Raw genomic sequence first — 23,415 nt, 5'->3', positions numbered from 1 at the left:
GTGGCGCTCCCTCCTGGCTAGCGGTCGCCTCTCCACGTCTGCTCGGCGCAGAAAAGCTCATCCGCACCCGCTTTGGTAGGTTGGCGATTTTGCAATTTAGAATGATTCTGAATTTCGTCTGTTGTAGGAGGGAGCTATCCCATTGGTAGAAGGCGGTCCAGCGATCGTCCAATCACCTCGGCGCATTTCGGGAGAGCTTGATGCGACAGACCACGTCCCCCACCGGACTGAGACCCCTTCTGGCCGGTGCGGCCGCCACGGCCAGCCTGGCCATGACCTTCGCCATTCCGGCGACGGCCGATGCGCAGACGGCCGGCACGGGAACGGGCGCTCCGGGGACGGGTCCGACGCCGCAGCGCTCGTCCACCGACGCCCTCCAACTCGATTCGATCAAGGTCGATGCGGTGGCGCCGGAGACCGGCAACGTCAACGCCGCCCCCACCGGCGTTTCCCGCCTGCCGGAGACGGTCAAGGACACGCCCCGCGTCGTCAACGTCGTGCCGCAGGAGATCATCGAACAGCAGCGCGCCACCTCCCTGGAACAGACCCTGCGCAACGTGCCGGGCATCACCATTTCGACCGGTGAAGGCAACGGCGGCCAGAACGGCGACCAGTTCCGCATCCGCGGCCTGACCGCGCGCGGCGACATCTACACCGACGGCCTGAAGGATTTCGGCGTCTACACCCACGACGTCTTCAACACCGAGACGGTGCAGGTCTTCAAGGGCCCGTCGGGCAACGGCTTCGGCGTCGGCAACTCCGGCGGCGTGATCAACCAGGGCACCAAGAAGGCGTCGCTGCAGCCGAAGGTCCAGATCGACCAGTCGGTCGGCACCGGCCCGACCTACCGCACCACGGTGGACATCAACCAGCCGCTCAGCGACACCGCGGCGCTGCGGGTGAACGGCCTCTACCACACCCAGAACGTCGCCGACCGCGACGAGGTGGAAGCCGACCGGCGCGGCATCGCGGCCGACCTCGGCCTCGGCCTCGGCACGCCGACCACCTGGCACCTGAACTACGCCTTCCTGAAGGGCGAGAAGACGCCCGACATGGGCCAGCCGATGGTGCAGGGGCGCGACGGCATCTTCCGTCCGGCGGGGGAGTTCGGCCTGGACCGCTCGACCTCCTACGTCCGCAACCTCGACCGCGACGACACCGAGAACCACATCCTCACTTCGACCTTCGCGCATGAGGTGAACAAGGCACTGTCGGTCTACAACGACTCCCGCTTCAGCCATTACGAGCGCAATTTCGCCGCCACCAACCCGGCGTCGCTCACCGGTGCCGCCGCCACCCAGTTCCTGGCCGGTCGCAATCCGACGCTGACCTATGGCGCTGGCGGCGGCATGGCCTTCAAGCAGCAGGGCTTCGGCGTCCAGAACGTCACCGGCGCCAAGGTGAACGGCGAGCTGTTCGGTCTGCGCCACTCGTTCAATGGCGGTGTCGACGTCAGCTATCAGCGCGACAAGCGCGAATCCGGCAGCTGGGTCAACCGCACCAACACCCAGACGGTTCGCAACCCGTCGCACAGCTACGCCGCCAACACCGCCATCCTCTATCCGGCGGCCGGCGGGCGCGAAGCCAGCGTGACCAACACCGGCCTGTTCGTCACCGACCGCGTGTGGCTGTTCGACCAGCTGTCGGTCCAGGGCGGCCTGCGCTGGGATTATTTCCGCACCAGCTTCAGCGCCGCCGATCCGGCGATCGCCGGCGGTTCGGCCTCCGACCGCACCTGGAGCCCGTCGGTCAGCCTGATCTATGAGCCGACCCCGGATTCGTCGGTCTACGCCTCCTACTCGCGCTCCTACAAGCCGATCGGCACCGACATTGCCGCGGCGGTCACCAACGGCACGGCGGAGACGCCGAACGGCGCCCGCAGCTTCGATCCGGAGCAGACCGACCTCTACGAGATCGGCGGCAAGGCCGACTTCCTGAACGGCCGCCTGGGCGTCAGCGGCGCCATCTTCCAGGCCGAGAAGTCGAACACCTACTCGGTCGATCCCGCCACCGGAACCGTCACCGACGGCTTTTCCGAAGCCGGTCTCGGCGTCCGCGTCCGCGGCTTCGAGGCCAGCATCAGCGGCAAGGTTACGGAGCACTGGAACATCTACACCAACTACGCCTACCTGAACGGCAAGGTGACGGATTCCCGCAGCAATCCGGCACTGGTCGGCAAGGTGGCTCCCAACGTGCCGAAGCACAATGCCAGCCTGTGGACGACCTACGAGTTCGAAGCCGGCATCCCCGGCAAGTTCACAGTCGGCGGCGGCATGCAGGTGGCGTCGGAATACTGGTCGGACAGCGCCAACACCGCCCGCGTACCCCACACCTTCTCGGCCGATGCGGTGGTGTCCTACGAATACCGCAACGTCTCCGTGGCCCTGAACGGCTACAACCTGACCGACCATCGCAACTACACCTCGGCCTTCAACGCCGTCCGCGCGGTCCCGGCCTCCGGCCGCACCGTCATGCTGACGACGGGGCTGACGTTCTGAGTGCTTTGATCGTCCATCACATGGTCTGAAAAGCCGGCCGGGCCGCCCCAACAAGCGGTCCGGCCACTTGTACGAGGAAACACGCCTTGCTCCTGCAGATCCCCGACATTCTCACCGCAGACGAGGTCGCGCAGTGCCGGGCGGTGCTGGAAGCCTCGCCCTGGGTCGACGGGCGCACCACCGCGGGCGATCAGGCCGCCGGCGCCAAGCACAATCTGCAGATCCCCGAGGAAAGCGAGACCGCGCGGGAACTCGGCGTGGTCATCCTCCGCGCGCTTGCCCGCAGCCCGGCCTTCAATTCGGCCGTTCTGCCGCTGCGGGTCCTGCCGCCGATGTTCAACCGGTACGACCGGGCGATGACCTACGGCTATCACGTCGACAACAGCATCCGCGCCATCCCCGGCACCGGCGGCATGCGCATGCGGGCCGACGTGTCGACCACCATCTTCCTCAGCGATCCCGAGGATTATGACGGCGGCGAGTTGATCGTCGAGGACACCTATGGCACCAAATCGGTGAAGCTGCCGGCCGGCCACGCCGTGGTCTACCCGTCCAGCAGCCTGCATCAGGTCAGCCCGGTGACGCGGGGCTCGCGCTGGGCCTCTTTCTTCTTCACCCAGTCGATGGTGCGCGACGACGGGCTGCGCGCCATGCTCTACGATCTCGACATGGCGATCATCGAACTGCGGCAGGAATTGGGCGACGGCCATCATGCCGTGCTGTCGCTGGTCAACCACTATCACAACCTGCTGCGCCGCTGGGCGGAGGTGTGATGGCGGAGCGTGCGCGGACCGGATCGCCGGGGTTGAGCGTCGCGGACACGCTGCTGGCGCTCGGCCAGTCCTGCCTCGACCGCGGCGAGGGCGAGCAGGCCTATGGCTGGTTCCGCAGCGCCGCGCGCGGCGGCGACGCGCGCGCCGTCAACATGCTGGGCCGCTGCCATGAGCATGGCTGGGGCGTTCCCACCGATCCGGTCCAGGCCGCCGCCCATTACCGCAAAGCCGCCGACCTGGGCGACGGCTGGGCGCTGTTCAATCTGGCCGACCTCCACTGCCGCGGCGTCGGCGTTCCCGCCGATGACGAGGCGGCCTACCGGCTCTATGCCGCCGCAGCCGCCAAGGGCATCGCCAAGGCCTTGAACATGCTGGGCCTGTTCCACGAGAGCGGACGCGCGGTGCCCGCCGACGATGCGGCGGCGCGCGCCCTGTTCAAGGCGGCGGCGGAGGGCGGCGACTGCTGGGGCCGCTTCAATTATGCCCGCATGCTTCTGCTCGACGGCCTGTGCGACGAGGCGCTGCGCTGGTTCCGCCTTGCGCTCGATTGCGGCTTCCCCGACTTCTACCGCAGCATGGCCGCGGCTCTGGCGCCGCACCCCGATCCGCGGATCCAGACGCTCGCCGCGCAGGCCGTCGCACTCGCCGACCCCGGCTCGCCGCAGGAAAGCCGCCGATGAGCGTTCCGCCCGACACCGTTTCACTGTTCGATTATGAACGCTACTTCAACGACCGCGTCGATCCGGCCACCCGCGCCTATATCGGCGGGGCCGGGGCGGACGGCATCACCCAGCGCGCCAACCGCCAGGCTTTCGACCGCCTGCGGCTGATGCCGCGCGTGCTGCGCGACCTGTCCAACGCCACCGCGCGCTCGGACCTGTTCGGCGAGACGCTCGATTACCCCATCATCCTGGCGCCGATGGCCTATCACAAGCTGGTGCATCCCGACGGCGAACTCGCGACGGTGGAAGCCGCCGGCCTGACGCGCAGTTGGATGACGGTCAGCACCCAGGCCAGCGTGCGCCTGGACGAGATATCAGCGCGGGCTACGGCGCCGCTGTGGTTCCAGCTCTACACCCAGCCGCGGCGGGAGGACACGCTGACCCTGATGCGGCGGGCGGAGGATGCCGGATGCCGCGCCCTGGTCCTGACGGTGGACGCGCCGGTCAACGGCATGCGCAACATGGAACAGCGCGCCGGCTTCCGCCTGCCGCCGACCATCGCCCCGGTCAACCTCGCCGGCCTCGCTCCCGACAACTTCAAACCGCTGCGGCCCGGCAGCCCGGTGTTCCAGGGCTTGCTCCATGCCGCCCCGACCTGGGAGACGGTGGCGTGGCTGTGCGGCGAGACGCCCCTGCCCGTCCTGCTCAAGGGCATCCTCAACCCCGACGATGTGGACCCCGCCATCGCGGCCGGAGCCGGTGGAATCATCGTATCCAACCATGGCGGCCGGACGCTGGACACCCTGCCCGCCTCCATCGACGCGCTGCCGGCGGTGGCGGAACGTGCCGCCCGCCGCCTGCCCGTGCTGATGGACGGCGGCATCCGCCGCGGCACCGACATCCTGAAGGCGCTGGCACTCGGTGCCGACGCCGTGCTGGTCGGCCAGCCGGTGCTGCACGCCCTGGCGGTCGGCGGTCTGGCCGGCGTCGCCCATATGCTGACCCTGCTCCAGACCGAGTTGGAGGTCGCCATGGCGCTGACCGGCCGCGCGACCCTGGCCGAGATCGACCGCTCGGTGATCTACCCGTCCGCTTGAGCCGGGCTCACGCGGCGGAGACCTGATCGCGCAGCACGCGCTTGGTCACCTTGCCGTTGGCATTGCGCGGCAGCGCGTCGCTCAGCAGGGTCACGTAATCGGGCACCTTGTAGTCGGCGAGATTGGCCCGGCAGAAGTCGCGCACGTCGTCCTCGGTCAGGCCGCCGGATTTGGAGATGACGAAGACATGGATCTTCTCGCCCAGCACCGGATCGGGATGGGCGACCACCGCCGCCTCCACCACGTCGGCATGGCGGACCAGCAGGTTTTCGACCTCCACACTATAGATCTTGTGGCCGCCCCGGTTGATGACGTCGTTCTTGCGGTCATAGAGCCGCAGATAGCCCTGCGCATCCAGCGCACCGATGTCGCCCGACCGCCAATAGCCGTCGACGAAGCTGTCGCGGGTGGCGTCCTCGCGGTTCCAATAGCCGCGGATGGTCATCGGCCCGCGGATCCACACCTCTCCGCTCACCCCCGGCGGGCATTCGCGCCCCTGTTCGTCGATAATCCGCAGGTCGCCGCAGGGCACGCACATCCCGACCGAATCCAGGCAGGCGCGGGTGTGGCCGATGGGAACCACGCTGATGATGGTGGCGCATTCGGTGGAGCCATAGGCGTTCAGCAGATGGAGGTCGGGCAGCCGCTCCGCCATCGCCTCCACCGTCGCCTCCGGCATCGGCGCGCCGCCGAAGCCGCCGATCCGCCAGGACGACAGGTCGTAGCGGCTGAAATCGGCGCGCAGCAGGCAGAGATTGTACATCGCCGGGACCAGCACCGTGGTGGTCATGCGCTCCCGGCTCGCCAGATCGAGGAAGCCGGCGACGTCGAAGGCCGGCATCATCACGGTGCAGCCGGCGACCCGGATCATCGCCATCACCACGGCGACCAACCCGGTGACGTGCGAGGCCGGAACCGCCAGCACAGCCCGCTCCCCCTCGCGATAGTCCCAGCATTCCTCGAAATGCATGGCGGAGTGGATGATGTTCACATGGGCCAGCAGCGCGCCCTTCGGCTTCCCCGTGGTGCCGGAGGTGTAGAGGATGACGGCGGTGTCCTCCTCGCCCTGCGGCTCCGCTTTCTCCGGCAGGGCGGCGTCGGTTTCCAGCAGATCCTCGAACGGCCGGCAGCCCTCCACCGCACCGCCGACCGACAGCCGCAGGGCCAGCGACGGCACCTCCCCGGCAATCGGCATGCGATCGGCGAGCGCGGCGTCGTGGACGAGGATGGAGGCGCCGCAATCGTTCAGGATGCCGGCGATGCCCGGCCGCTGTTCGCGCGCGCTGATCGGCACCGCGACGATGCCGGCGCGCGCCGCCGCCAGCAGCGCGATCAGGAACTCCGCCCGGTTGGACAGCACCAGGGCCATGCGCTCGCCCGGCGCTACACCCCGTGCTGACAACGCGGCAGCGGCCCGCGTCACCAGCCCATCGAGTCGGGCATAGCTGTAGCGCCGCTCGCCATCCACCAGCGCCTCGCCATCGGGCCGGCGGGCGACGGCGTCGCGGAACATCGCGTCGATGGTCGCCGGACGCTCGCTGTAGCATGGTACGAGACGCGTGCCGAAAAGCAGCTCGCGTCGTTTGGGAACGCCCGTTCCTTCCGGCCAGGCCATGCCCGTCCTCCCTGCCGATTTCGTTGGATTCCATGAATGGGGCAACGCCGTAGCCGCGGACCTCCGCGCATGAACCGGCACCGCCCTTGTCGATCTCCGTCAGACTATGTCATTCTATGAACTGAGTGTCAAACAGCGGCACAGTCCGCGACATCAACAAAATGGCCGCAATGGCCCCCGCGGCACTCGACACCCCCTTCGCACGAAGACATGCAGGCAGTCTGCGCCTGCCGACCGGGAGGACATCCATGTCGACACCCCATTACGTGACCATCGGTCAAGGCCAGCTGCGCGTCTGGCGCAGCGGGTCCGGTCCCGACCTGCTGGTGCTGCCCGGCCTGATCGCCGCCGCCTCCACCCGCGCCGACCAGTTGGCCCGCAACCTGCCGGGCTGGACCGTCACCGCGGTGGATCTGCCGGGAACCGGCGGGTCGAGCGGCGCATGGGCGGAGGACATCGCCGGCTTGGCCCAAATCACTGCGGAGGCTGCAAGCGCGTTGGGCCTTTCACCCTGTCCGCTGCTCTCCTTCGACCTTGCGGCGCCGCTGGCCGTCGCGCTGCAGGACAGCGGGACAAGTTGGCGTCCCGACACCGTCCTGCTCGCCGATGCGGCAGCGGCGGAAGGCTGGACGCAACGCCGCCTGACCCCCGCCCCGCTGGCACCGCGCGACGACGGCACCCATCTGGCCGTGCTGTGGGCGCATCTGCGCGACGCCCATGTGCTGGAGCCGCGCGACGCCCGGCATCCGGCCGCACGGGGCGCCCCCCTGCCCGACGCCGCGGCCCTCGACGCGATGCTGCGCACCGCCGCAGCGGCTCCGCACCGTTATGAAGCGCTGTGGAGCCTGTGCCTCGACGCCATGCCGCGGCTTGCCGGCCAATCCGGCATCCTCCGTGTCGAGGATTTGCAAGAAACTGCGGGCACCCTGTCGGCCATGCTGTCCGGCCGGCCCGATGCCAAGCCCCTGCCGCCGACGCAGCCCTTCTCCGACCCGCTACAGGTCTGGCACGACTACGCCGACACGCCGCAGGGCCGCGTCCATCTGCGCCGCGCCGGGCGCGGCCGGCCGCTGCTGGCGCTGCAATCGGCTCCCGGATCCTCGAAGCCGCTGCTGCCGCTTCTGCACGGGCTGGCTCCGGGATGGGAGGTCATCGCCCCCGACTATCTCGGCAACGGCGAATCCAACAAGCCCGACCGCACGGTCGATATCGGCATGCTGGCCGAGGATGCGCTGGCGGTCGCCGATGCGCTCGGCCTCGACCGCTTCGACCTGTGGGGCACTCACACGGGCGCGCTGGTGGCGCTGGAACTGACGGTCCGCCATCCCGACCGCGTCGGCCGTGCAGTGCTGGAGGCGCCGGTGCTGATCCCGCCCGACTTCAGCGCCGACATTCTGACCAATTATTTTCCGCCACTGGTCGCCGACCGCTGGGGGCTGCATCTGCTCCAGGCCTGGAACATGCGGCGCGACATGTTCCTGTTCTGGCCGTGGTACAGGCAGGAGCGCGCTGCCGCCCGCGCCATCGGCGTGCCCGACGCGGCGGTGCTGCATGACTGGACCATGGGCCTGCTGGCGAGCGGCGCCCATTACGACCGGTCCTACCGCGCCGCCTTCCATTACGACACCCGCGCCCGCCTGCCGCGCCTGACCCGGCCGGCACTGATCTGCGCCGGTCCTGCCGACATGCTGGTGGAAGGGCTGGCGGAGGCGAAGCGGCTGGCGCCGTCCAGAACGGAGGTCACGCCGACCCCAGCCACCGTCTGGTATCCCGGCCAGGCGGCGGACGCCGTGGAAGCGACCATCGCCTGCTACGCCGCCTTCCTGAACGGGTAGGCCGTGATCGTCAATTCGCACCGCGTTGCATAGAGCGACACAGCGCCCTTTCCGCTGCCGGCCCCACCATCACCCCCCGAGCACGGATTGCGCGCGGGCAGCCCGGTGCAGCGGCGGGGCCGACAGCGAATTGAGGTTGGACGAGATCTCCCGCACCGCGCCGCGCATGTCGTCCAGGAAATTGGGCTGACCGTTGCGGACGATGTGGGGGGTCAGGCCGGTCAGGCTGACCGCCGCGAGCAGCCGCCCGTCCGGGTCAAACAGCGGCATGGCGATGGCGGCCAGCCCCTCGATCACGTCGTCGACCGCCATCGACCATCCGCGCTCCCGCACCTCCTCCAACTCCTTCGCCAACTGGCGGGGATCGGTGGTGGTGTGGGGGGTGAGGCGGGTGGTCCCGCGCGCCAGCACCCGTTCGACCTCCGCCTCCGGCAGATAGGCCAGCAGCACGCGCGGTGCGGCACCGCAATTCATCGGCAGCTGCCCGCCGACGATCCACCAGCGCACCTCCACCGAGCGGTCGCTGTGGAACTGGTCCAGGCACACAGCCGATCCGTCATGGTAGACAGACAGGAACACCGTGCTGCCGGTGGTTTTCGCCAGCCGCGACAGGATGGTGGAGGCGATCTGGCGCAGGTCGCGCCGCTCCGGTACCGCCCCCGCCAGCTTCAGGATCTCCAGCCCCAGGCTGTATTTCTGGCTCTGCGCGTCGAAGGCGGCGAAGCCGTCCTGCACCAGCGTCAGCAGGATGCGCCGCGCCGTTCCCTTGTCGAGCTTCGCGGCGCTCGCGACCTCGGTCAAGGTCAGCGTCGGCCCTTCCTGATAGAAGCTGCGCAGCACGGCCAGAGCGCGCGACACGGCGCGAACGCTGAGACCGTTCTTTTCCGCGCCCTGGTTGTCGTCCTGTTCGGTGTCCATACGTTCAAGCCCCTTATGGATGTCGCGTGCCCCGATGCCAGGCGGAAGCCTCGGTGTCCGGCACAGCCGGTAGATGGCGGCGCAGTCGCGCTGATCCCGTCACAGGTGCAGTGCGCCGGTAGCATTGAAGGCGTCCGCGCGGTTGCGCAACCCCTTTCCACCATCCCTGACGCAGTCCGCCGCCCGTGTCAAACAGTGACACCATTTTTGCCTGTTGACACTGCAGAGCGCAAATGGTTTCATTGGCGAACAAACAGAACAAGCGCGCCGCCATCGCCCCGGCAGGCCGGCGCCCCATGCTCCGGCCTGCCGCCGTCTCCCGACGTCAATCTTCCGATTTCATGAGACACGGCCGCCGGCACCCTGCACGAGGGGAGGACAATGCAAACCATCGCCCTGGGTGCGTTCACGGTCACGCGGATCGAGGAAATGCTGACGCCGGGTTTCGACCCCGGCTTCCTGTTTCCCGCCTATGACGAGGCGATCCTGACCCGGAACCCCGATCTGGCCGAACCGAACTTCCTCGACCCGGCATCAAAGCGCCTGATGTCGAGCATGCACAGCTGGCTGATCCGCACCGACCGCCATGTGATCCTGGTCGATACCGGCTGCGGCAACCACAAGGAACGCCACACGCCGGGCTTCGAGCGCTTCCACATGCTGGACAAGCCCTATCTGCGCCACCTCGCCGACGCCGGCGTGCGGCCGGAGGACGTGACTCTGGTCATCAACACCCACCTGCACATCGACCATGTCGGCTGGAACACCCAGCTGGTCGACGGGCGCTGGGTCCCGACCTTCCCCAATGCCCGCTACATCTACGGCGCGCAGGAGTTCAAGCACTGGCGCAGCCCCGAAGGCGGTCTGGTCGGCATGCCCGGCAACGGCCCGGTGATGGAGGACAGCGTCATGCCGGTATGGGAAGCCGGACAGGTGGACCTGATCGAGGACGGCGACCGCATCCTCGACGGGCTGTCGGTCGAACTGGCCCCCGGCCACACGGCGGGGCAGATGTTCGTCCGGCTCGAGTCCGACCGCCACGCCGCCTACTTCACCGGCGACTGCCTGCACCAGCCGATGCAGGTGTGCCGTCCCGACTGGAACAGCCGCTTCTGCGAGGACCAGGCGCAGGCGGTGGCGACCCGGCGCCGGCTGCTTGACCATGCCGCCGACCGCAACGCCCTGGTGTTCCCCGCCCATTTCGGCGCTCCCCACACCGGCTATGTCCGCCGGACGGCCGAGGATTTCCGGTTCGAGCCGCTCGCGGCCTGACCTTACCCAAGAGGGACATTCCATGAGCATCGCCGCCCTCGAAGGCACGGCCACCCTGCTTGACGCCCTGCGCGCCGCCCTCGGCGCCGACGGCCTGCTGGATGACGAGAAGAGCCGCGACTTCTACGCCAACGACGTGTTCTGGCAGCCGGGCATTCCGCCGCTCGCCATCGCCCTGCCGCGCGACCGCGATCAGGTCGCCGCCACCATCCGCGCCGCGCATGATGCCGGCGTGGCGGTGGTGCCGCGCGGCGGCGGCATGTCCTACACCAAGGGCTATCTGCCCAAGCGGCCGGATTCGGTCGTCATCGACAGCCGCCGGCTGAACCGCGTCATCGACCTCGACACCGACAGCCTCTACGTCACGGTGGAGACCGGCTGCACCTGGGCCGCGCTGAACGAGGCGCTGGAGGGCACCGGCCTGCGCACCGGCTATTGGGGGCCGCTGTCGGGCATCAACGCCACCATCGGCGGCGCCTTGTCGCAGAACAGCGCCTTCTTCGGCTCCGCCCTGCACGGTACCGTGGCGGAAAGCGTGCTGGGCGTCACCGTGGTGCTGGCCGACGGGCGCGTCGTCACCACCGGATCGGGCGGGCGCGTCGGGACCAAGCCCTTCACGCGGTCGGGCGGTCCCGACCTGACCGGCCTGTTCCTGGGCGACAACGGCGCCATGGGCTTCAAGGTGGCGGCGACCCTGCGGCTCCACCGCCGGCCGGAACACAGCGATTTCCTGTCCTTCGGCTTCGCCACCATGCAGGCGATGGCCGCCGCGCAGGTCGAGATGGCGCGGGCGCGCTGCGTTTCGGAAGGCTTCGGCATCGACCGCACCAAGGTCGAGCATTCGGCCAGCGTCAATAAGCTGTCCGACGGGCTGAAGACACTGGGCAACGTGGCGAAGGCCGGCAAGTCGCTGTTCCAGGGCGCCAAGGAGGCGTTGAGCGTCGCCACCGCCGGCACCGCCTTCCTCAAGGACCACAACTTCACCCTCCATCTGGTGGTCGAGGGGCGCAGCGAGGCTCAACTGCGCGAAGCGATGCAGACGGTGCGCGAGATCGGCGCCCGCCACGGCAAGGAGATCGAGAACAGCGTGCCGAAGGTGATGCGCTCCAAGCCCTTCGGCCCGGTGCGCGGCATGCTGGGGCGCGAGGGCCAGCGCTGGGTGCCGATCCACGCCATCTTCCCGCTGGGCGACGCCGACAAGGTGGTCGCCGCCAACGATGCCTTCTTCGCGGAGAAGCGCGGATTCATGGAAAAGCACGGCATCATCTATTCGGTGATGACCATGACGGTCGGCAACGACTTCTTCCTTGAGCCGGCCTTCTACTGGAACGACGAGATCACGCCGCTGCACGCCGCCAGCCTGGGCGACGAGGTGGTGAAGCCCTGGCGCGACCGCCCGGCCAACCCGGAGGCGCGCAACGCGGTGGCGGAACTGCGCCGCGCGACGCAGGAGCTGTATTGCAGCCTGGGCGGCGTCAGCTGGCAGGTCGCCCGCGACTATCCGTTCCGCGAGATCATGACCCCCGAAACCTGGTCGCTGCTGGAGGGCGTCAAGCGCGCCGTCGATCCGCAGGGGCTGATGAATCCCGGCTCCCTCGGCCTCGATAGCTGACGGACGGGAGCGGAGAGATCCACGCCATGGGCTACACCATCACCGAGAAGATCCTGGCACGCGCGGCGGGGCTGCCCGCGGTCCGCGCCGGACAGGACATCAAGGCGAAGCCGGACTTCGTGCTGGCCTACGACTTCCCCGGCTACACCGACGTCTATTTCAAGACCATGAAGGAGGACTTCGGCATCGAGCGGGTGGCCGAGCCGGAACGCTTCGGCATCTTCATCGACCACATGGTGCCGACCGCCACGGCGAAGGAGGAAGAGCTTCACATCAACACGCGCAACTGGTGCGCGGAGAACGATGTGCCGCTGTTCGAACGGCACGGCATCGGCCATCAGGTGGCGGCCGAGGTCGGCTATGCGACGCCGGGTGCCTTCGTCGTCCATTTCGACGGCCATGTCAGCCAGCTCGGCACCTTCGGCACGCTCGCCATCGGGCTGCGCCGCAACGTGATGGAAGCCTTCGTCAGCGACACCGTGTCGATCCGCGTGCCCGACACCGTGCGGGTGAACCTGCGCGGGTCCTTGCGGCCCGGCGTGATGGCGCGCGACGTCTTCCACCATCTGGTGCGCCGGCTGGGGCCGAGTTCCTGCCGCTTCCAGGTTTTGGAGCTGGGCGGCCCGTCGGTGGCGGCGATGTCCACCGAAGGGCTTCAGACCATCACCGGGCTCGCCATGTTCACCGGCGCCCTGACCGCCATCGTCAATCCCGACCCGGTGCGGCTCGACTACGCCCTGCCGCGTGCCCGCAAGAAGCTCGACCCGGTGTCGAGCGATCCGGACGCGCGCTATTCCGCCGTCCACGACATCGACCTGTCCGACCTGGAGCCGATCGTCGTTGTGCCCCCTACCCCGGCGGACACGCGCGACCTGACTGAGTTCCTGGGGCTGGAGATCAATGCCGGCTATCTCGGCTCCTGCGCCTCGGGCCGGCTGGAGGATCTGCGGGCTGCGGCCAAGGTGCTGGAAGGCCGGCGGGTGAAGACCGGCGTGTCGCTGCACATCGTGCCGACCAGCCAGGAGCTGATGGCGGCGGCGGCGCGCGAGGGGCTCGTGTCCACGCTGGTGGAGGCCGGGGCGTTCGTCTCCTCGCCCAGCTGCGACTACTGCTTCGGCCGCATCGCGACGATGACGGCGGGCCAGCGTGCGGTGTCCACCGGCACGCTGAACGTCCGCGGCCGGATGGGCAGCCCGGATTCGGAAATCTACCTGTGCAACGCCGCGGTGGTCGCCGCCTCCGCCATCGAGGGCCGGATCACCGATCCGCGCCCGTATCTGTGAGGGCCGCCATGACAATGCCAATCATGCGGGGCCGCGTCGCCTTCATCTTCGACGAGATCAACTTCGACGTTGACCAGATCGTCGGCGTCAAGAACATCAAGATCACCGACGTGGCCGAACTGGCGCAGCTTGCCATGCAGAGCTACGACCCGGATTTCGCCAAGTCGGTGCGGCAGGGCGACCTGCTGGTCGGCGCCGACAATTTCGGCTACGGCCACCCGCACTATCCACCGATGAAGGCGATGCGCCATCTCGGCATCGCCGGGGTGATCGCCGAGTCCTTCTCTCCCGGCTATTGGCGCGGCGAGGTCAGCATGGGCTTCCCGCAGGTCAGCTGCCCCGGGATCCTCGGCTTCGTCCGGCGCTGGGACGAGATCGAGGTGGACTGGGCGGCGGGCGTGGTCCGCAACCACAGCCAAGGCACCGAAACTCCCTACGAGCCGCTGCCGCAGGCGGATGCCGAGATGATCGAGGCCGGCGGCCTCGTCCCCTTCCTGAAGCGGCAGGCGGCCCAGCAACGCGAACAAAAGGATCATGCGCATGTCCCGGGGCTCTGAATTCCGCAACCGCGTCCTGGCGCAGAAGACTGTCTGGTCGGCCGGCGCCTATGACGCCCTGTCCGCCCGCTTCATCGAGGCGGCCGGCTTCGACGCGCTGATGACCTCGGGCTTCGGCGTCTCCGCCTCCTTCCTCGGCCAGCCGGATGCCGAGCTCTACACCATGTCGGAAAACCTGACGGTGGTCCGCAACGTGGTGTCGGCGGTCAATGTGCCGGTCATCGCCGACATCGACACCGGTTACGGCAACGCCATCAACGTGATGCGCACGATCCGCGAGTTCGAGGCGTCGGGCGTGTCCGCCGTCATCATGGAGGATCAGGTGGCGCCCAAGCGCTGCCCGATCTGCGTCGGCGGGGTCGAGGTGATCCCGATGGACGAGGGCGTCGCCAAGATCCAGGCGGCGGTCGAGGCCCGGCGCGATCCCAACATGCTGATCATCGCCCGCACCGACGTGGTCGATCCGGCCGCCGCCATGGAGCGCGGGCGCGCCTATGTCGCGGCCGGCGCCGACATGATCCAGCCGATCAGCAAGTGCTTCAAGGATATCGACGGCTTGCGCGCCATGCGCGAGGCGGTCGGCGTGCCGCTGTCGCTCCAACTGCTCGGCTGGCTGGAAAAGCTGTCGGCGGACGAGGTCGAGGAGGTGGCCGGCATGGCGACCTACGCGCTGGTGCCGCTGATGACCGTCGCCTCGGCGCTGAAGGAGAATCTGGCCGCGCTTGCGGAACGCCGCTCCACCAGCGGCCTGCCGCGCCCGGTCACCGGCCACAACGAGTTCATCGACTTCATCGGCTTCCCGCAGATCGAGGAACTGCAGAAGCGCTACCTGAAAACCGCCTGACGATCCTTTGCCGGCGCGCACCACCCGCCGGTTCCAAGGGCAAATCAAAAGACGCCCAAGCAAAAGACGACCAATCCACGGAGGAACCCCATGTTCGGTAGGCGCACTCTCCTTGCCGCCGCGGCGGCCCTGGCCCTGACCATTCCCCTCGCCGGCACCGGCGCTCACGCGCAGCAGCCCCCGGTCCGCATCGCCCTGATCGGCCCGATGAGCGGCACCGGCGCCTTCGAAGGCCAACTCGGCCTGGAAGGCGCGCAGGCGATGGTCGCGGTCATCAACGCCAAGGGCGGCGTCGCCGGCGGCCGCAAGATCGAGCTGCTGACCTACGACGACAAGGGCTCCCCCGAGGACGGCGTCAGCGCCGCCAAGCGCGCCATGGAGCAGGACAACGTCGACATGATCGTCGGCGGCTGGTTCAGCGCCGTCGCCCTGTCGATGAAGGAAGTGACGCGCGACAAGATCATCACCGTCATGACCAGCTCCCAGCACCCGAAGGTGACGGAGGAGGGGCACAAGTACCTGTTCCGCCTGAACGCCACCTCGGCCATGATGTCGGAGTTCTATTCGAAGGCGATCTGCGAGCGCATCAAGCCCAAGTCCATCGCCTTCATGAACGTCAACGACGACTGGGGCCGGCTGGAGCTGGACAACTACACCAAGCTGCTGACCGGCTGCGGCATCGAGGTGAAGGGGCACGAGTTCTACAACCGCACCGACACGGACTTCACCACCGCGCTGACCAAGCTGAAGTCGCTGAACGCCGACGCGATCTATGTCGCGGCGATCAACACCTCGCAGGGTGCGACGATCTACCGGCAGATCAAGCAGACCGGCTACCGCGGCAAGGTCATCGCGTCCGCCGGCAACATGAACCCGAAGCTGGTGGAACTGTCCGGCAATGCGTTGGAGCAGGTCTATTCCGCCTCGCCCTTCACCGAGGACGGCAGCGCCCCGTCGCTGAAGCCGTGGCTGGAGCAGTACCGCAAGTCCTACAAGAACGAACCGTCCTTCATCGCCGCGCTCGGCGCCCAGGCGGTTCAGACCCTGGCTTTCGGCGTCGAAGCCGCCGGCGGCGACCCGCGCGCCTACGACAAGATCGCAGCCGCCCTGAAGTCGCAGGAGGTCCCGACCGTGATGGGAACCTTGCGCTTCTCCGACAAGGGCCAGGCGAACCAGGCGATCCATCTGGTGCAGATCCAGAAGAAGCAGATCGTCAGCGTCCGGGACTGAGGGGCTGCGTTGAAAGCCCTCTCCCCCCCTTTTCCCCCTCTCCCCCCGGGGAGAGGGTCGGGGTGAGGGGGACGCACAGTGAGGATTCTCGGGAAAATCCCGCCACGCCACCCCCTCACCCTAACCCTCTCCCCGGGGGGGAGAGGGGATCCTTCCGGGATCGCGAGATATGTGCATCCGACCGCCCGCCCCCCGACAGGAAGATTCGATATGGATTTCACCGTCTTCGCCCAGCAGATCGCGAACGGCCTGGTCAACGGGATGGCCTATGTGCTCATCGCCACCGGGCTGACGCTGGTCTTCGGGGTGCTGCGCATCGTGAACTTCGCCCATGGCGAGTTCTACATGCTCGGCGCCTACATCACCTATTTCGTCGGCACCCTGCTCGGGCTCGACTACATCGCGGCTGCTGCGATCTCGGCGGTGGTGGTGGCGGGGCTCGGCATCGCCGCCAACAGGCTGATCTTCTGGCCGCTGCGCCGCGACCATGAATTCACCATCCTGCTGTCCAGCCTGGGGCTTGCCCTGCTGATCGCCAACGGCGGCGAACTGTTGTTCGGCGCCGATCCGAAATATGTCGAGAGTCCCTTCGCCGACGAGGTGCTGGACATCGGCACGGTGACGCTGACCCAGCAGCGCGTTCTGGTCTTCGCCGCCGCGGTGGTGGCGCTGATCGCGGTCTACCTGTTCATCCGCTATTCGCGCTTCGGCAAGATGATGCGGGCGACGGCGCAGAATCCGAACGGCGCCGCGCTGACCGGCATCAACATCAAGCTGGTCCACGCCTACACCTTCGCGCTGGCCTGCGGGCTGGCGGCGCTGTCGGGCGCGCTGGTCGGCCCCACCGTGATGATCTTCCCGACCATCGGCAACTGGGCGGTGCTGAAGGGCTTCATCGTCGTCATCATGGGCGGTCTGGGCAGCGTCACCGGCGCCCTGTTCGCCGGCCTGCTGCTGGGCGTCATCGAATCGCTGGGCGGCGGCTATATCTCCCTCGGCTTCATGGAGGCGATCGGCTACGCGATGATCATCGCGGTCCTGCTGTGGCGCCCCCACGGCCTGTTCAGCACGGCAAGGGGTCTGCGATGAACACCAATTCCCACGGCCAGACCCTGGCAATCGCGGGCGGCGTGGCGGCGGCGGCCGTCCTGCCCTTCCTGTCCGGGAACGCCTATCTGGAACATCTGCTGGTGCTGTGGATGCTGTATGCGCTGCTGGCGCTCAGCCTCAACATCGTCATCGGCTATCTGGGCGAGCTCACCTTCGGCCATGCCGCCTTCGTCGGCGTCGGCGCCTACACCTCCGCCATCCTCTCCACCCAGTTCGGCCTGCCGCCGCTGCTCGGGCTGCCGCTGGCCGGGCTGGTGGCGGCGGGGTTCGGGCTGGTGATCGGCTATGCCGCCCTGCGGGTGGTCGGGCCGCAGTTCGCCATCCTGACGCTGGGCTTCGGCGCCATCCTGTTCACCATCACCAATCATTGGGTGGACCTGACGCGCGGCCCGATGGGCATCACCGACATCCCGCCGATGGCGATCGGTCCGTTGGCCTTCGACAGCGCCCGCCCGACCTATTATCTGGTGCTGGCGCTCGTGCTGGCGACGGCCTATCTCTGCCACGCGCTGGTGAGCAGCCGCACCGGCCGCGCCTTCCTGGCGGTGCGGGAGAACGCGCCGCTCGCCGCCTCGCTCGGCATCAACGTCTTCCACACCAAGCTGCTGGGCTTCGTCGCCGCCACCGCCATCGCCGGCATCGGCGGCGCCATCTACGCCCACTACATCCGCGTCATCACCCCCGACATCATGGGCGTCCACAATGTCGCCGCCCTGATCATCGTCGTGATCATCGGCGGGCGCGGCACCATCCTGGGGCCGATCCTGGGGGCGCTGGTCTATATCGGCCTGCTGGAATCGCTGCGCGTCGCCGGCCCGCTGCGCATGGTCATCTTCGCGGCCCTGCTCACCGGCACCGTCGTGTTCCTGCCGGGCGGCCTGGTCAGCCTATGGCAGCGCTGGCGCAACAGCAACAAGTCGGAAAACACCCAGCCGGCCACCCCCACCGGCCTGCCCAGTGCAGAGGGAGGTGCGAAATGAACGCCACCGCCAACGCAGGAGAGATCCTGTCCGTCAGCAACCTGACCCGTATCTTCGGCGGCCTGACCGCGGTACGCGACGTCACCATGTCGGTGCAGGCCGGCGAGGTGGTCGGGCTGATCGGGCCGAACGGCGCCGGCAAGACGACGCTGTTCAACATGCTGGGCGGCTCGCTGCCGCCGTCCTCGGGCAGCATCCGCTTCGACGGCAGCGACTGCACCGGCGCGCCGTCGCATGTCATGGGCCAGCGCGGCGTGTCGCGCACCTTCCAGATCACCAGCCTGTTCCCCAGCCTGACCGCGCTCGACAACGTACGCAGCGCCGCCTACCGCACCACGCGGGCCGGCTGGGGCGCCGCGATCCTGCGCAACGCCGCCTATCGCCGGGAAGAAGCGGAGCTTCGGCGCAAGGCGATGGAGATCCTGGCCTTCTGCGATCTCGACCATCGCGCCGACACCCTGGCCGACTCCATGTCCTACGGCGAGCAGCGCCGGCTGGAGATCGCCATCGCGCTCGCCGCCGAACCGCGCCTGCTGCTGCTGGACGAGCCCGCCGCCGGCATGAATCCGGAGGAAGGCCAGCGGTTGGTAGAGATGATCCGCCGCATCCGCGCCCGCGGCGTCACCGTGCTGCTGGTGGAACATCACATGCGCGTGGTCGCCAGCGTCTGCGACCGGCTGGTGGTGCTGGACCATGGGGTGAAGATCGCCGAAGGAGCGCCGGCCCAGGTGCTCAACGACCCCGAAGTGATCCGCGTGTATCTGGGACGGGAGCCGGTCGATGCTTAAGGTCGAAGGTCTGAAGGTCAGCTACGGCCACCGCGAGGCGGTCCACAACGTTTCCCTGACCGTGGAGGAAGGGGAGCTGGTCACGCTGGTCGGCTCCAACGGCGCCGGCAAGACGACGACGCTGAAGGCGATCTCCGCCCTGCTGCGGCCGAGCGGCGGGACGATCACCTTCGACGGCGAGCGGATCGACCGCATGGCGCCGCATCAGGTGATCGAACGCGGGCTGGTCCATGTGCCGGAAGGCCGCCAGCTTTTCCCCGACATGACGGTGCTGGAGCATCTGGAGCTGGGTGCCCTGCGCGGGCGGCCGGGCAGCATGGGCTTCGCAGAGCGGCTGCGCTGGGTCTACGAGCTGTTCCCCATCCTGGCCGAACGCCGCACCCAGCGGGCCGGCACCATGAGCGGCGGTCAGCAGCAGCTTGTCGCCTTCGGGCGCGGCCTGATGGCCAACCCGAAATGCCTGATGTTGGACGAACCGACGCTGGGACTGGCGCCGATCATCGTCGACACGCTGGCCGATACGATCAAGAGCCTGCACAAATCCGGCATCACCGTCCTGCTGGTCGAACAACGTGTCGATCTGGCGCTGCGGCTGGCCGACCGCGCCTATGTGCTGGAGACCGGCCGGGTGGTGATGGAGGATGCGGCGCAGACCCTGCTGGCCGATCCGCGCATCAAGACCGCCTATCTGGGGCTGTGAGGGCATGGCGGGGAGCGATGTTCTCGACCGCGCCCGCGCCATCGTCGGGCCGGCGCATGTGCTGTCGGACCTGGCCGACACCGCGCCCTTCCTGGCCGACTGGCGCGGCCGTTACCGGGGGGAGGCGCTGGGCGTCGTCCGCCCGGCCGACGCGGTGCAGGTGGCGGCCATCGTCCGGCTGTGCGCCGACACCGGCACGCCGCTGGTTCCGCAGGGCGGCAACACCGGCGTGGTCGGCGGCGCCATTCCAGATGCCTCCGGCCACAGTCTGGTGCTCTGCCTGTCGCGCCTCAACCTTATCCGCGCGGTCGATCCCATCGGCGACAGCCTGACGGTGGAGGCCGGCTGCACCCTGGCCGCAGTCCAGGCCGCCGCCGAACAGGCCAACCGGCTGTTCCCGATGAGCCTCGGCAGCGAGGGCACCTGCCAGATCGGCGGCACCATCGCCACCAATGCCGGCGGCACCGCCGTCCTGCGCTACGGCCCGATGCGCGACCTCGTGCTCGGACTGGAGGTGGTGCTGCCCGACGGTACGCTGTGGAACGGCCTGCGGGCGCTGCGCAAGGACAACACCGGCTATGCCCTGAAGCACCTCTTCATCGGCGCGGAAGGGACGCTGGGCATCGTCACCGCGGCGACGCTGAAACTGTTCCCGCGCCCGCGCAGCGTCGCCACCGCCTTCCTTGCCCTGCCCTCGCTGGACGCGGCGCTGCGGGTGTTCGCCCGGCTGCGCGGGGCGCTGGGCGACCGGGTGACCACCGCGGAAATCCTGTCGGACTCGCAGCTCGCCGCCGTGCTCGCCCATGTGCCGGGCACCGTCCGTCCGCTCGCCGCGGCCATGCCCTGGTATCTGCTGGCCGAGGTCACCGACCCGATGGCGGGCCTGGATCTCGCCGCTGCGCTGGAGGAACTGCTGGCCGAAGGGCTGGAGGACGGCAGCGTCGCCGACGCGACCGTCGCCCGCAGCCATGCCCAAGCCGATGCCCTGTGGAAGCTGCGCCACAGCGTGTCGGAGGCCAATCGCAAGAGCGGCATCGTCATCGGCCACGATACGGCGGTGCCGATCGCCCGCATCCCCGACTTCGTCGCCCGCGCCTCCGCGGCCGTCGAGGCGCTGCGGCCGGATGCCCGCGTGGCGGCGGTCGGGCATATCGGCGACGGCAACATCCATCTGGTCGTCATCTTGCCAAACAGCGCGAGGACGGAAAGCCAACCGCTGGAAACCATCGCCCATGCGATCAGCGCCGCCGTCCACCGCGTGGCGATCGAGTTGGACGGCACCATCAGCGCCGAGCATGGCATCGGCCAGAGCGTGCGCGACGCGCTCGCCGCCTTCAAGGGACCGGCGGAGATGGCGCTGATGCGCGGCATCAAGCGGCTGTTCGACCCGCAGGGCATCATGAATCCCGGCAAGGTCGTCGCTACCGACGAGCCGTGATCAGCACGGCGACGATCAGGATTGAAGACCGATGCTCGGCCCGACGCGCCGGATGAGGTCGACCACGGAAGGCGTCAGCGTGTGGAAGGCGGCGAGGAAGTCGTCGCACCGGTAGGACGGCGCGGTCTCCTTGATCCGCCGGGCATATCCTCCGGCCTCCTCCCGCCGGTCCGCCAAGGCATTGGAAAAGGCGGCGATGGCCTGGATGTGGACATGGGCGTTCGGCCGCCGCGCAGCCCGGTCGCCCCACAGCGCCGCCTGGGCATGCTCCTTCAGATTGAGGCAGGCGAGCGCCCGCGCGCCGAGCATGCCGAACAGCAGCGGATCGAACGGACTCAGCCGCTGCGCGACGTCGGCGGCACTCAGCGCGGCCCGTGCATCGCCCCCCTGCGCCTGGACGAAGGCGAGGGAATAATGGCCGAGCGCGAAGTTGGGGTTCAGGCCGACCGCAAGGCTCAGTTCCTCCACCGCATCGTCCTGCCTCCCCAGCAGCCACAGCGCGCGGCCCAGGGCCAGATGGCTCGTCGGATCGCGCTCGTCCAAACCCACGCTCTGCTCGGCGAAGCGGTAGGCGTGCTCCGCCTCGATGCCGCGCTGTCCGGTGCGATGCAGAAAGGCATCCTGGAAATGGGTGAAGGACAGGCCGGCATGCAGCCGGGCACTCGCCGGGTCGGTCCGAAGCGCCTGTTGGAAAAGGCCGCGCGCCGTCTCGTTGTCGTCGCGGGTGAAGCGGTACATGTGCCACAGGCCGCGATGATAGGCGCTCCAGCCTTCCAGCGAGGACGGCGGAACCGACAGGGCGCGCCGCATTTCGGCCGCTTCGATCTCGTCGTCGAGAGCGGCGGCGATGCGGGAGGCAAGCTCGTCCTGGACCTCGAACACAGCGTCCAGGCGGCGGTCGTAGATGTCGCTCCACATCACGGCACCGGTTTCAGCCTCCACCAGTTCGACGGTCAGGCGAAGCCGGTGCCCATCGGTGCGGATCCCCCCGGTAGCCAGGTAACGCACGCCGAGCGCCCTGCCGACCGTACACGGGTCGATCTGGGTCCCGCGAAAGCGGAAAGAGGACCCGCGGGCGATGACGAACAGCGAGCGCAGCCGCGAAAGCCGCACCAGCACGTCGGCGGCCACCCCGTCGGCAAGGCCGCCGCCCTCGGCCGGTCCGCCGATCGTGCCGAAGGGCAGAACCGCCAGCGACGGCCGGTCCGGCAGCACCGGCCGGCTTGACCGGGAGGGGTCAGGCAGCAGTCCGGCAGGCCGCTCCACCATGGTTGCGGCCACTGTTGCGGCCACGGTTGCGGCTGGGTGGCGGTCGCGGATGCCGTGCAGCAGCTCGACCGTCTCCTCCTCCGGGTCGGCATCGAGGCAGCGGCGCACCGCCTCGGCACAGACCCGGTACTGCTGCACGGCGTCCGACCGCCGGCCGTTGCGTGCATGCAACCGCATCAGCGCGCGGTGCGCCTCCTCGCAGGCGGGATCGAGCGCCAGCCAGCGCTCCGCCGTGGACGCCACGCCGTCCCAGTCCCCCTCCGTCTCGCACGATGCCGTCAGGCGCGCGAAGATCCCGGCCGCCAAGCGGGCGAAACGGGCGCGTTCGCCGGCCAGCCAGTCATCGAACCCTTGCCTGCAGGTCTCCGCATCGGACAGCAGCGGGCCGGCGCACAGGGCCGCGGCGGCGCGCAGGCTCCCGGCCGTGCCCTCCCGCGCCAGCCGCTCCACCATCACGCCGTCGACACACTCGGGCGGGAGGGCCAGCGACACCTCGTTCCTGTCCGTGCGGATCAAATCAAGGCCCGCCTGCCCGCCGAGGTGGCGCAACTCCATCAGGCACTGGCGCAGGCTGTGCAACGCCCGCCGGTCCTCGCAGTCCTCCCACAGCAAGGCGGCCAGCCGTTCGCGAGAGACCGGTCGCGGTGCGGTCATCGCGACATAGGCAAGCAGAAGCTGCGCGTTCCGCCCGCGCAGAGGGAGGGCACGCCCGCCGGCATCGGCGAGCGAGAAGCCGCCCAGCAGCCTAAGCGTCGGCCCGGCCATGCCGCACCAAAACGGAAATTACACACCGCCCCGATCATAGCAGGCGGGACGAATCCTGTCAGACACGCGTCGGCCCAGGGGGCTACCCCTGAAGGACGGGTCGGCATTTTGACGATCGGTTGACGCGAGGGCTGACGATCGGACGACGCCCGGCTGACGTACCCCCGCC

Annotated in this window: 19 protein-coding genes; 16 read left to right on the top strand and 3 right to left on the bottom strand. The window is 68.7% G+C overall.

Annotated elements, in window-relative coordinates:
- The first annotated feature begins 200 nt into the window (after window positions 1-200).
- From FZ983_RS14385 to FZ983_RS14370, 4 genes are all read left to right on the top strand, one after another.
- A complete protein-coding gene (locus FZ983_RS14385; RefSeq protein ID WP_149224203.1) occupies window positions 201-2,498 on the top strand; it encodes a TonB-dependent siderophore receptor in 2,298 nt (765 codons plus the stop codon).
- A gap of 86 nt (window positions 2,499-2,584) precedes the next feature.
- The gene (locus FZ983_RS14380) at window positions 2,585-3,271 is read left to right on the top strand and encodes a Fe2+-dependent dioxygenase (protein ID WP_149224202.1); all 687 of its coding nucleotides are present in this window, start codon (window positions 2,585-2,587) and stop codon (window positions 3,269-3,271) included.
- Window positions 3,271-3,951: a tetratricopeptide repeat protein gene (locus tag FZ983_RS14375; protein WP_149224201.1), complete on the top strand. Its 681-nt coding sequence runs from the start codon at window positions 3,271-3,273 to the stop codon at window positions 3,949-3,951. The genes FZ983_RS14380 and FZ983_RS14375 overlap by 1 nt, the downstream gene beginning before the upstream one ends.
- The gene (locus FZ983_RS14370) at window positions 3,948-5,030 is read left to right on the top strand and encodes an alpha-hydroxy acid oxidase (RefSeq protein ID WP_149224200.1); all 1,083 of its coding nucleotides are present in this window, start codon (window positions 3,948-3,950) and stop codon (window positions 5,028-5,030) included. Before FZ983_RS14375 ends, FZ983_RS14370 begins: the two co-directional genes overlap by 4 nt.
- 7 nt (window positions 5,031-5,037) lie before the next feature.
- Here the strand turns inward: FZ983_RS14370 and FZ983_RS14365 are convergent, their stop codons facing one another.
- Complete coding sequence (locus FZ983_RS14365; protein ID WP_149224199.1) at window positions 5,038-6,645, bottom strand: class I adenylate-forming enzyme family protein; 1,608 nt, start codon at window positions 6,643-6,645, stop codon at window positions 5,038-5,040.
- 248 nt (window positions 6,646-6,893) lie between these two features.
- Here FZ983_RS14365 and FZ983_RS14360 point away from each other — a divergent pair, with 248 nt between their 5' ends.
- Complete coding sequence (locus FZ983_RS14360; protein ID WP_149224198.1) at window positions 6,894-8,480, top strand: alpha/beta hydrolase; 1,587 nt, start codon at window positions 6,894-6,896, stop codon at window positions 8,478-8,480.
- Window positions 8,481-8,549: 69 nt separating this feature from the next.
- Here the strand turns inward: FZ983_RS14360 and FZ983_RS14355 are convergent, their stop codons facing one another.
- Window positions 8,550-9,398, bottom strand: a complete 849-nt coding sequence (locus tag FZ983_RS14355) for an IclR family transcriptional regulator (RefSeq protein WP_149224197.1) — start codon at window positions 9,396-9,398, stop codon at window positions 8,550-8,552.
- 381 nt (window positions 9,399-9,779) lie between these two features.
- On the opposite strand from FZ983_RS14355, the gene FZ983_RS14350 reads away from it, so the two are divergent.
- The 11 genes from FZ983_RS14350 to FZ983_RS14295 all read left to right on the top strand — a co-directional run bounded on the left by FZ983_RS14350 (window position 9,780) and on the right by FZ983_RS14295 (window position 21,212).
- Window positions 9,780-10,670: an MBL fold metallo-hydrolase gene (locus FZ983_RS14350; protein WP_149224196.1), complete on the top strand. Its 891-nt coding sequence runs from the start codon at window positions 9,780-9,782 to the stop codon at window positions 10,668-10,670.
- A gap of 22 nt (window positions 10,671-10,692) precedes the next feature.
- On the top strand, window positions 10,693-12,282 hold the full coding sequence (locus FZ983_RS14345; RefSeq protein ID WP_149224195.1) for an FAD-binding oxidoreductase: 1,590 nt from the start codon (window positions 10,693-10,695) through the stop codon (window positions 12,280-12,282).
- A 26-nt stretch (window positions 12,283-12,308) separates the two neighbouring features.
- Window positions 12,309-13,565, top strand: coding sequence for an aconitase family protein (locus tag FZ983_RS14340; RefSeq protein ID WP_149224194.1), 1,257 nt, complete (start codon window positions 12,309-12,311; stop codon window positions 13,563-13,565).
- Window positions 13,566-13,573: 8 nt separating this feature from the next.
- Window positions 13,574-14,122 (top strand): 3-isopropylmalate dehydratase, encoded by a 549-nt coding sequence (locus FZ983_RS14335; protein ID WP_188092328.1) that lies wholly within the window; start codon window positions 13,574-13,576, stop codon window positions 14,120-14,122.
- The gene (locus FZ983_RS14330) at window positions 14,106-14,966 is read left to right on the top strand and encodes an isocitrate lyase/PEP mutase family protein (RefSeq protein WP_247883754.1); all 861 of its coding nucleotides are present in this window, start codon (window positions 14,106-14,108) and stop codon (window positions 14,964-14,966) included. The genes FZ983_RS14335 and FZ983_RS14330 overlap by 17 nt, the downstream gene beginning before the upstream one ends.
- A gap of 90 nt (window positions 14,967-15,056) precedes the next feature.
- On the top strand, window positions 15,057-16,196 hold the full coding sequence (locus FZ983_RS14325) for an ABC transporter substrate-binding protein (RefSeq protein ID WP_149224192.1): 1,140 nt from the start codon (window positions 15,057-15,059) through the stop codon (window positions 16,194-16,196).
- A gap of 210 nt (window positions 16,197-16,406) precedes the next feature.
- Complete coding sequence (locus tag FZ983_RS14315) at window positions 16,407-17,285, top strand: branched-chain amino acid ABC transporter permease (RefSeq protein WP_149224191.1); 879 nt, start codon at window positions 16,407-16,409, stop codon at window positions 17,283-17,285.
- Complete coding sequence (locus tag FZ983_RS14310; protein WP_149224190.1) at window positions 17,282-18,286, top strand: branched-chain amino acid ABC transporter permease; 1,005 nt, start codon at window positions 17,282-17,284, stop codon at window positions 18,284-18,286. Before FZ983_RS14315 ends, FZ983_RS14310 begins: the two co-directional genes overlap by 4 nt.
- The gene (locus FZ983_RS14305; RefSeq protein WP_149224189.1) at window positions 18,283-19,074 is read left to right on the top strand and encodes an ABC transporter ATP-binding protein; all 792 of its coding nucleotides are present in this window, start codon (window positions 18,283-18,285) and stop codon (window positions 19,072-19,074) included. The genes FZ983_RS14310 and FZ983_RS14305 overlap by 4 nt, the downstream gene beginning before the upstream one ends.
- The gene (locus FZ983_RS14300) at window positions 19,067-19,774 is read left to right on the top strand and encodes an ABC transporter ATP-binding protein (protein ID WP_149224188.1); all 708 of its coding nucleotides are present in this window, start codon (window positions 19,067-19,069) and stop codon (window positions 19,772-19,774) included. Before FZ983_RS14305 ends, FZ983_RS14300 begins: the two co-directional genes overlap by 8 nt.
- Before the next feature lie 4 nt (window positions 19,775-19,778).
- Window positions 19,779-21,212 (top strand): FAD-binding oxidoreductase, encoded by a 1,434-nt coding sequence (locus FZ983_RS14295; protein ID WP_149224187.1) that lies wholly within the window; start codon window positions 19,779-19,781, stop codon window positions 21,210-21,212.
- 15 nt (window positions 21,213-21,227) lie between these two features.
- Here FZ983_RS14295 and FZ983_RS14290 read toward each other — a convergent pair whose 3' ends face one another.
- Entirely contained in the window at window positions 21,228-23,246 is a 2,019-nt protein-coding gene (locus FZ983_RS14290) for a BTAD domain-containing putative transcriptional regulator (RefSeq protein WP_149224186.1), read from the bottom strand.
- Window positions 23,247-23,415: the final 169 nt, after the last annotated feature.

Origin of the sequence: Azospirillum sp. B21 (genome assembly GCF_008364825.1) — a bacterium.
GTDB lineage: Bacteria > Pseudomonadota > Alphaproteobacteria > Azospirillales > Azospirillaceae > Azospirillum.
Note: the sequence above shows the minus strand (reverse complement) of the source record. Positions and strands in the feature narration are given on the sequence as shown.

Excerpts from the sequence above, each read along its gene's own strand:
- FZ983_RS14385 (WP_149224203.1), top strand. The coding sequence starts at position 201 with ATGCGACAGACCACGTCCCCCACCGGACTGAGACCCCTTCTGGCCGGT.
- FZ983_RS14375 (WP_149224201.1), top strand. The coding sequence starts at position 3,271 with ATGGCGGAGCGTGCGCGGACCGGATCGCCGGGGTTGAGCGTCGCGGAC.
- FZ983_RS14370 (WP_149224200.1), top strand. The coding sequence starts at position 3,948 with ATGAGCGTTCCGCCCGACACCGTTTCACTGTTCGATTATGAACGCTAC.
- FZ983_RS14365 (WP_149224199.1), bottom strand. The coding sequence starts at position 6,645 with ATGGCCTGGCCGGAAGGAACGGGCGTTCCCAAACGACGCGAGCTGCTT.
- FZ983_RS14360 (WP_149224198.1), top strand. The coding sequence starts at position 6,894 with ATGTCGACACCCCATTACGTGACCATCGGTCAAGGCCAGCTGCGCGTC.
- FZ983_RS14355 (WP_149224197.1), bottom strand. The coding sequence starts at position 9,398 with ATGGACACCGAACAGGACGACAACCAGGGCGCGGAAAAGAACGGTCTC.
- FZ983_RS14350 (WP_149224196.1), top strand. The coding sequence starts at position 9,780 with ATGCAAACCATCGCCCTGGGTGCGTTCACGGTCACGCGGATCGAGGAA.
- FZ983_RS14345 (WP_149224195.1), top strand. The coding sequence starts at position 10,693 with ATGAGCATCGCCGCCCTCGAAGGCACGGCCACCCTGCTTGACGCCCTG.
- FZ983_RS14340 (WP_149224194.1), top strand. The coding sequence starts at position 12,309 with ATGGGCTACACCATCACCGAGAAGATCCTGGCACGCGCGGCGGGGCTG.
- FZ983_RS14335 (WP_188092328.1), top strand. The coding sequence starts at position 13,574 with ATGACAATGCCAATCATGCGGGGCCGCGTCGCCTTCATCTTCGACGAG.
- FZ983_RS14330 (WP_247883754.1), top strand. The coding sequence starts at position 14,106 with ATGTCCCGGGGCTCTGAATTCCGCAACCGCGTCCTGGCGCAGAAGACT.
- FZ983_RS14325 (WP_149224192.1), top strand. The coding sequence starts at position 15,057 with ATGTTCGGTAGGCGCACTCTCCTTGCCGCCGCGGCGGCCCTGGCCCTG.
- FZ983_RS14315 (WP_149224191.1), top strand. The coding sequence starts at position 16,407 with ATGGATTTCACCGTCTTCGCCCAGCAGATCGCGAACGGCCTGGTCAAC.
- FZ983_RS14310 (WP_149224190.1), top strand. The coding sequence starts at position 17,282 with ATGAACACCAATTCCCACGGCCAGACCCTGGCAATCGCGGGCGGCGTG.
- FZ983_RS14305 (WP_149224189.1), top strand. The coding sequence starts at position 18,283 with ATGAACGCCACCGCCAACGCAGGAGAGATCCTGTCCGTCAGCAACCTG.
- FZ983_RS14300 (WP_149224188.1), top strand. The coding sequence starts at position 19,067 with ATGCTTAAGGTCGAAGGTCTGAAGGTCAGCTACGGCCACCGCGAGGCG.
- FZ983_RS14295 (WP_149224187.1), top strand. The coding sequence starts at position 19,779 with ATGGCGGGGAGCGATGTTCTCGACCGCGCCCGCGCCATCGTCGGGCCG.
- FZ983_RS14290 (WP_149224186.1), bottom strand. The coding sequence starts at position 23,246 with ATGGCCGGGCCGACGCTTAGGCTGCTGGGCGGCTTCTCGCTCGCCGAT.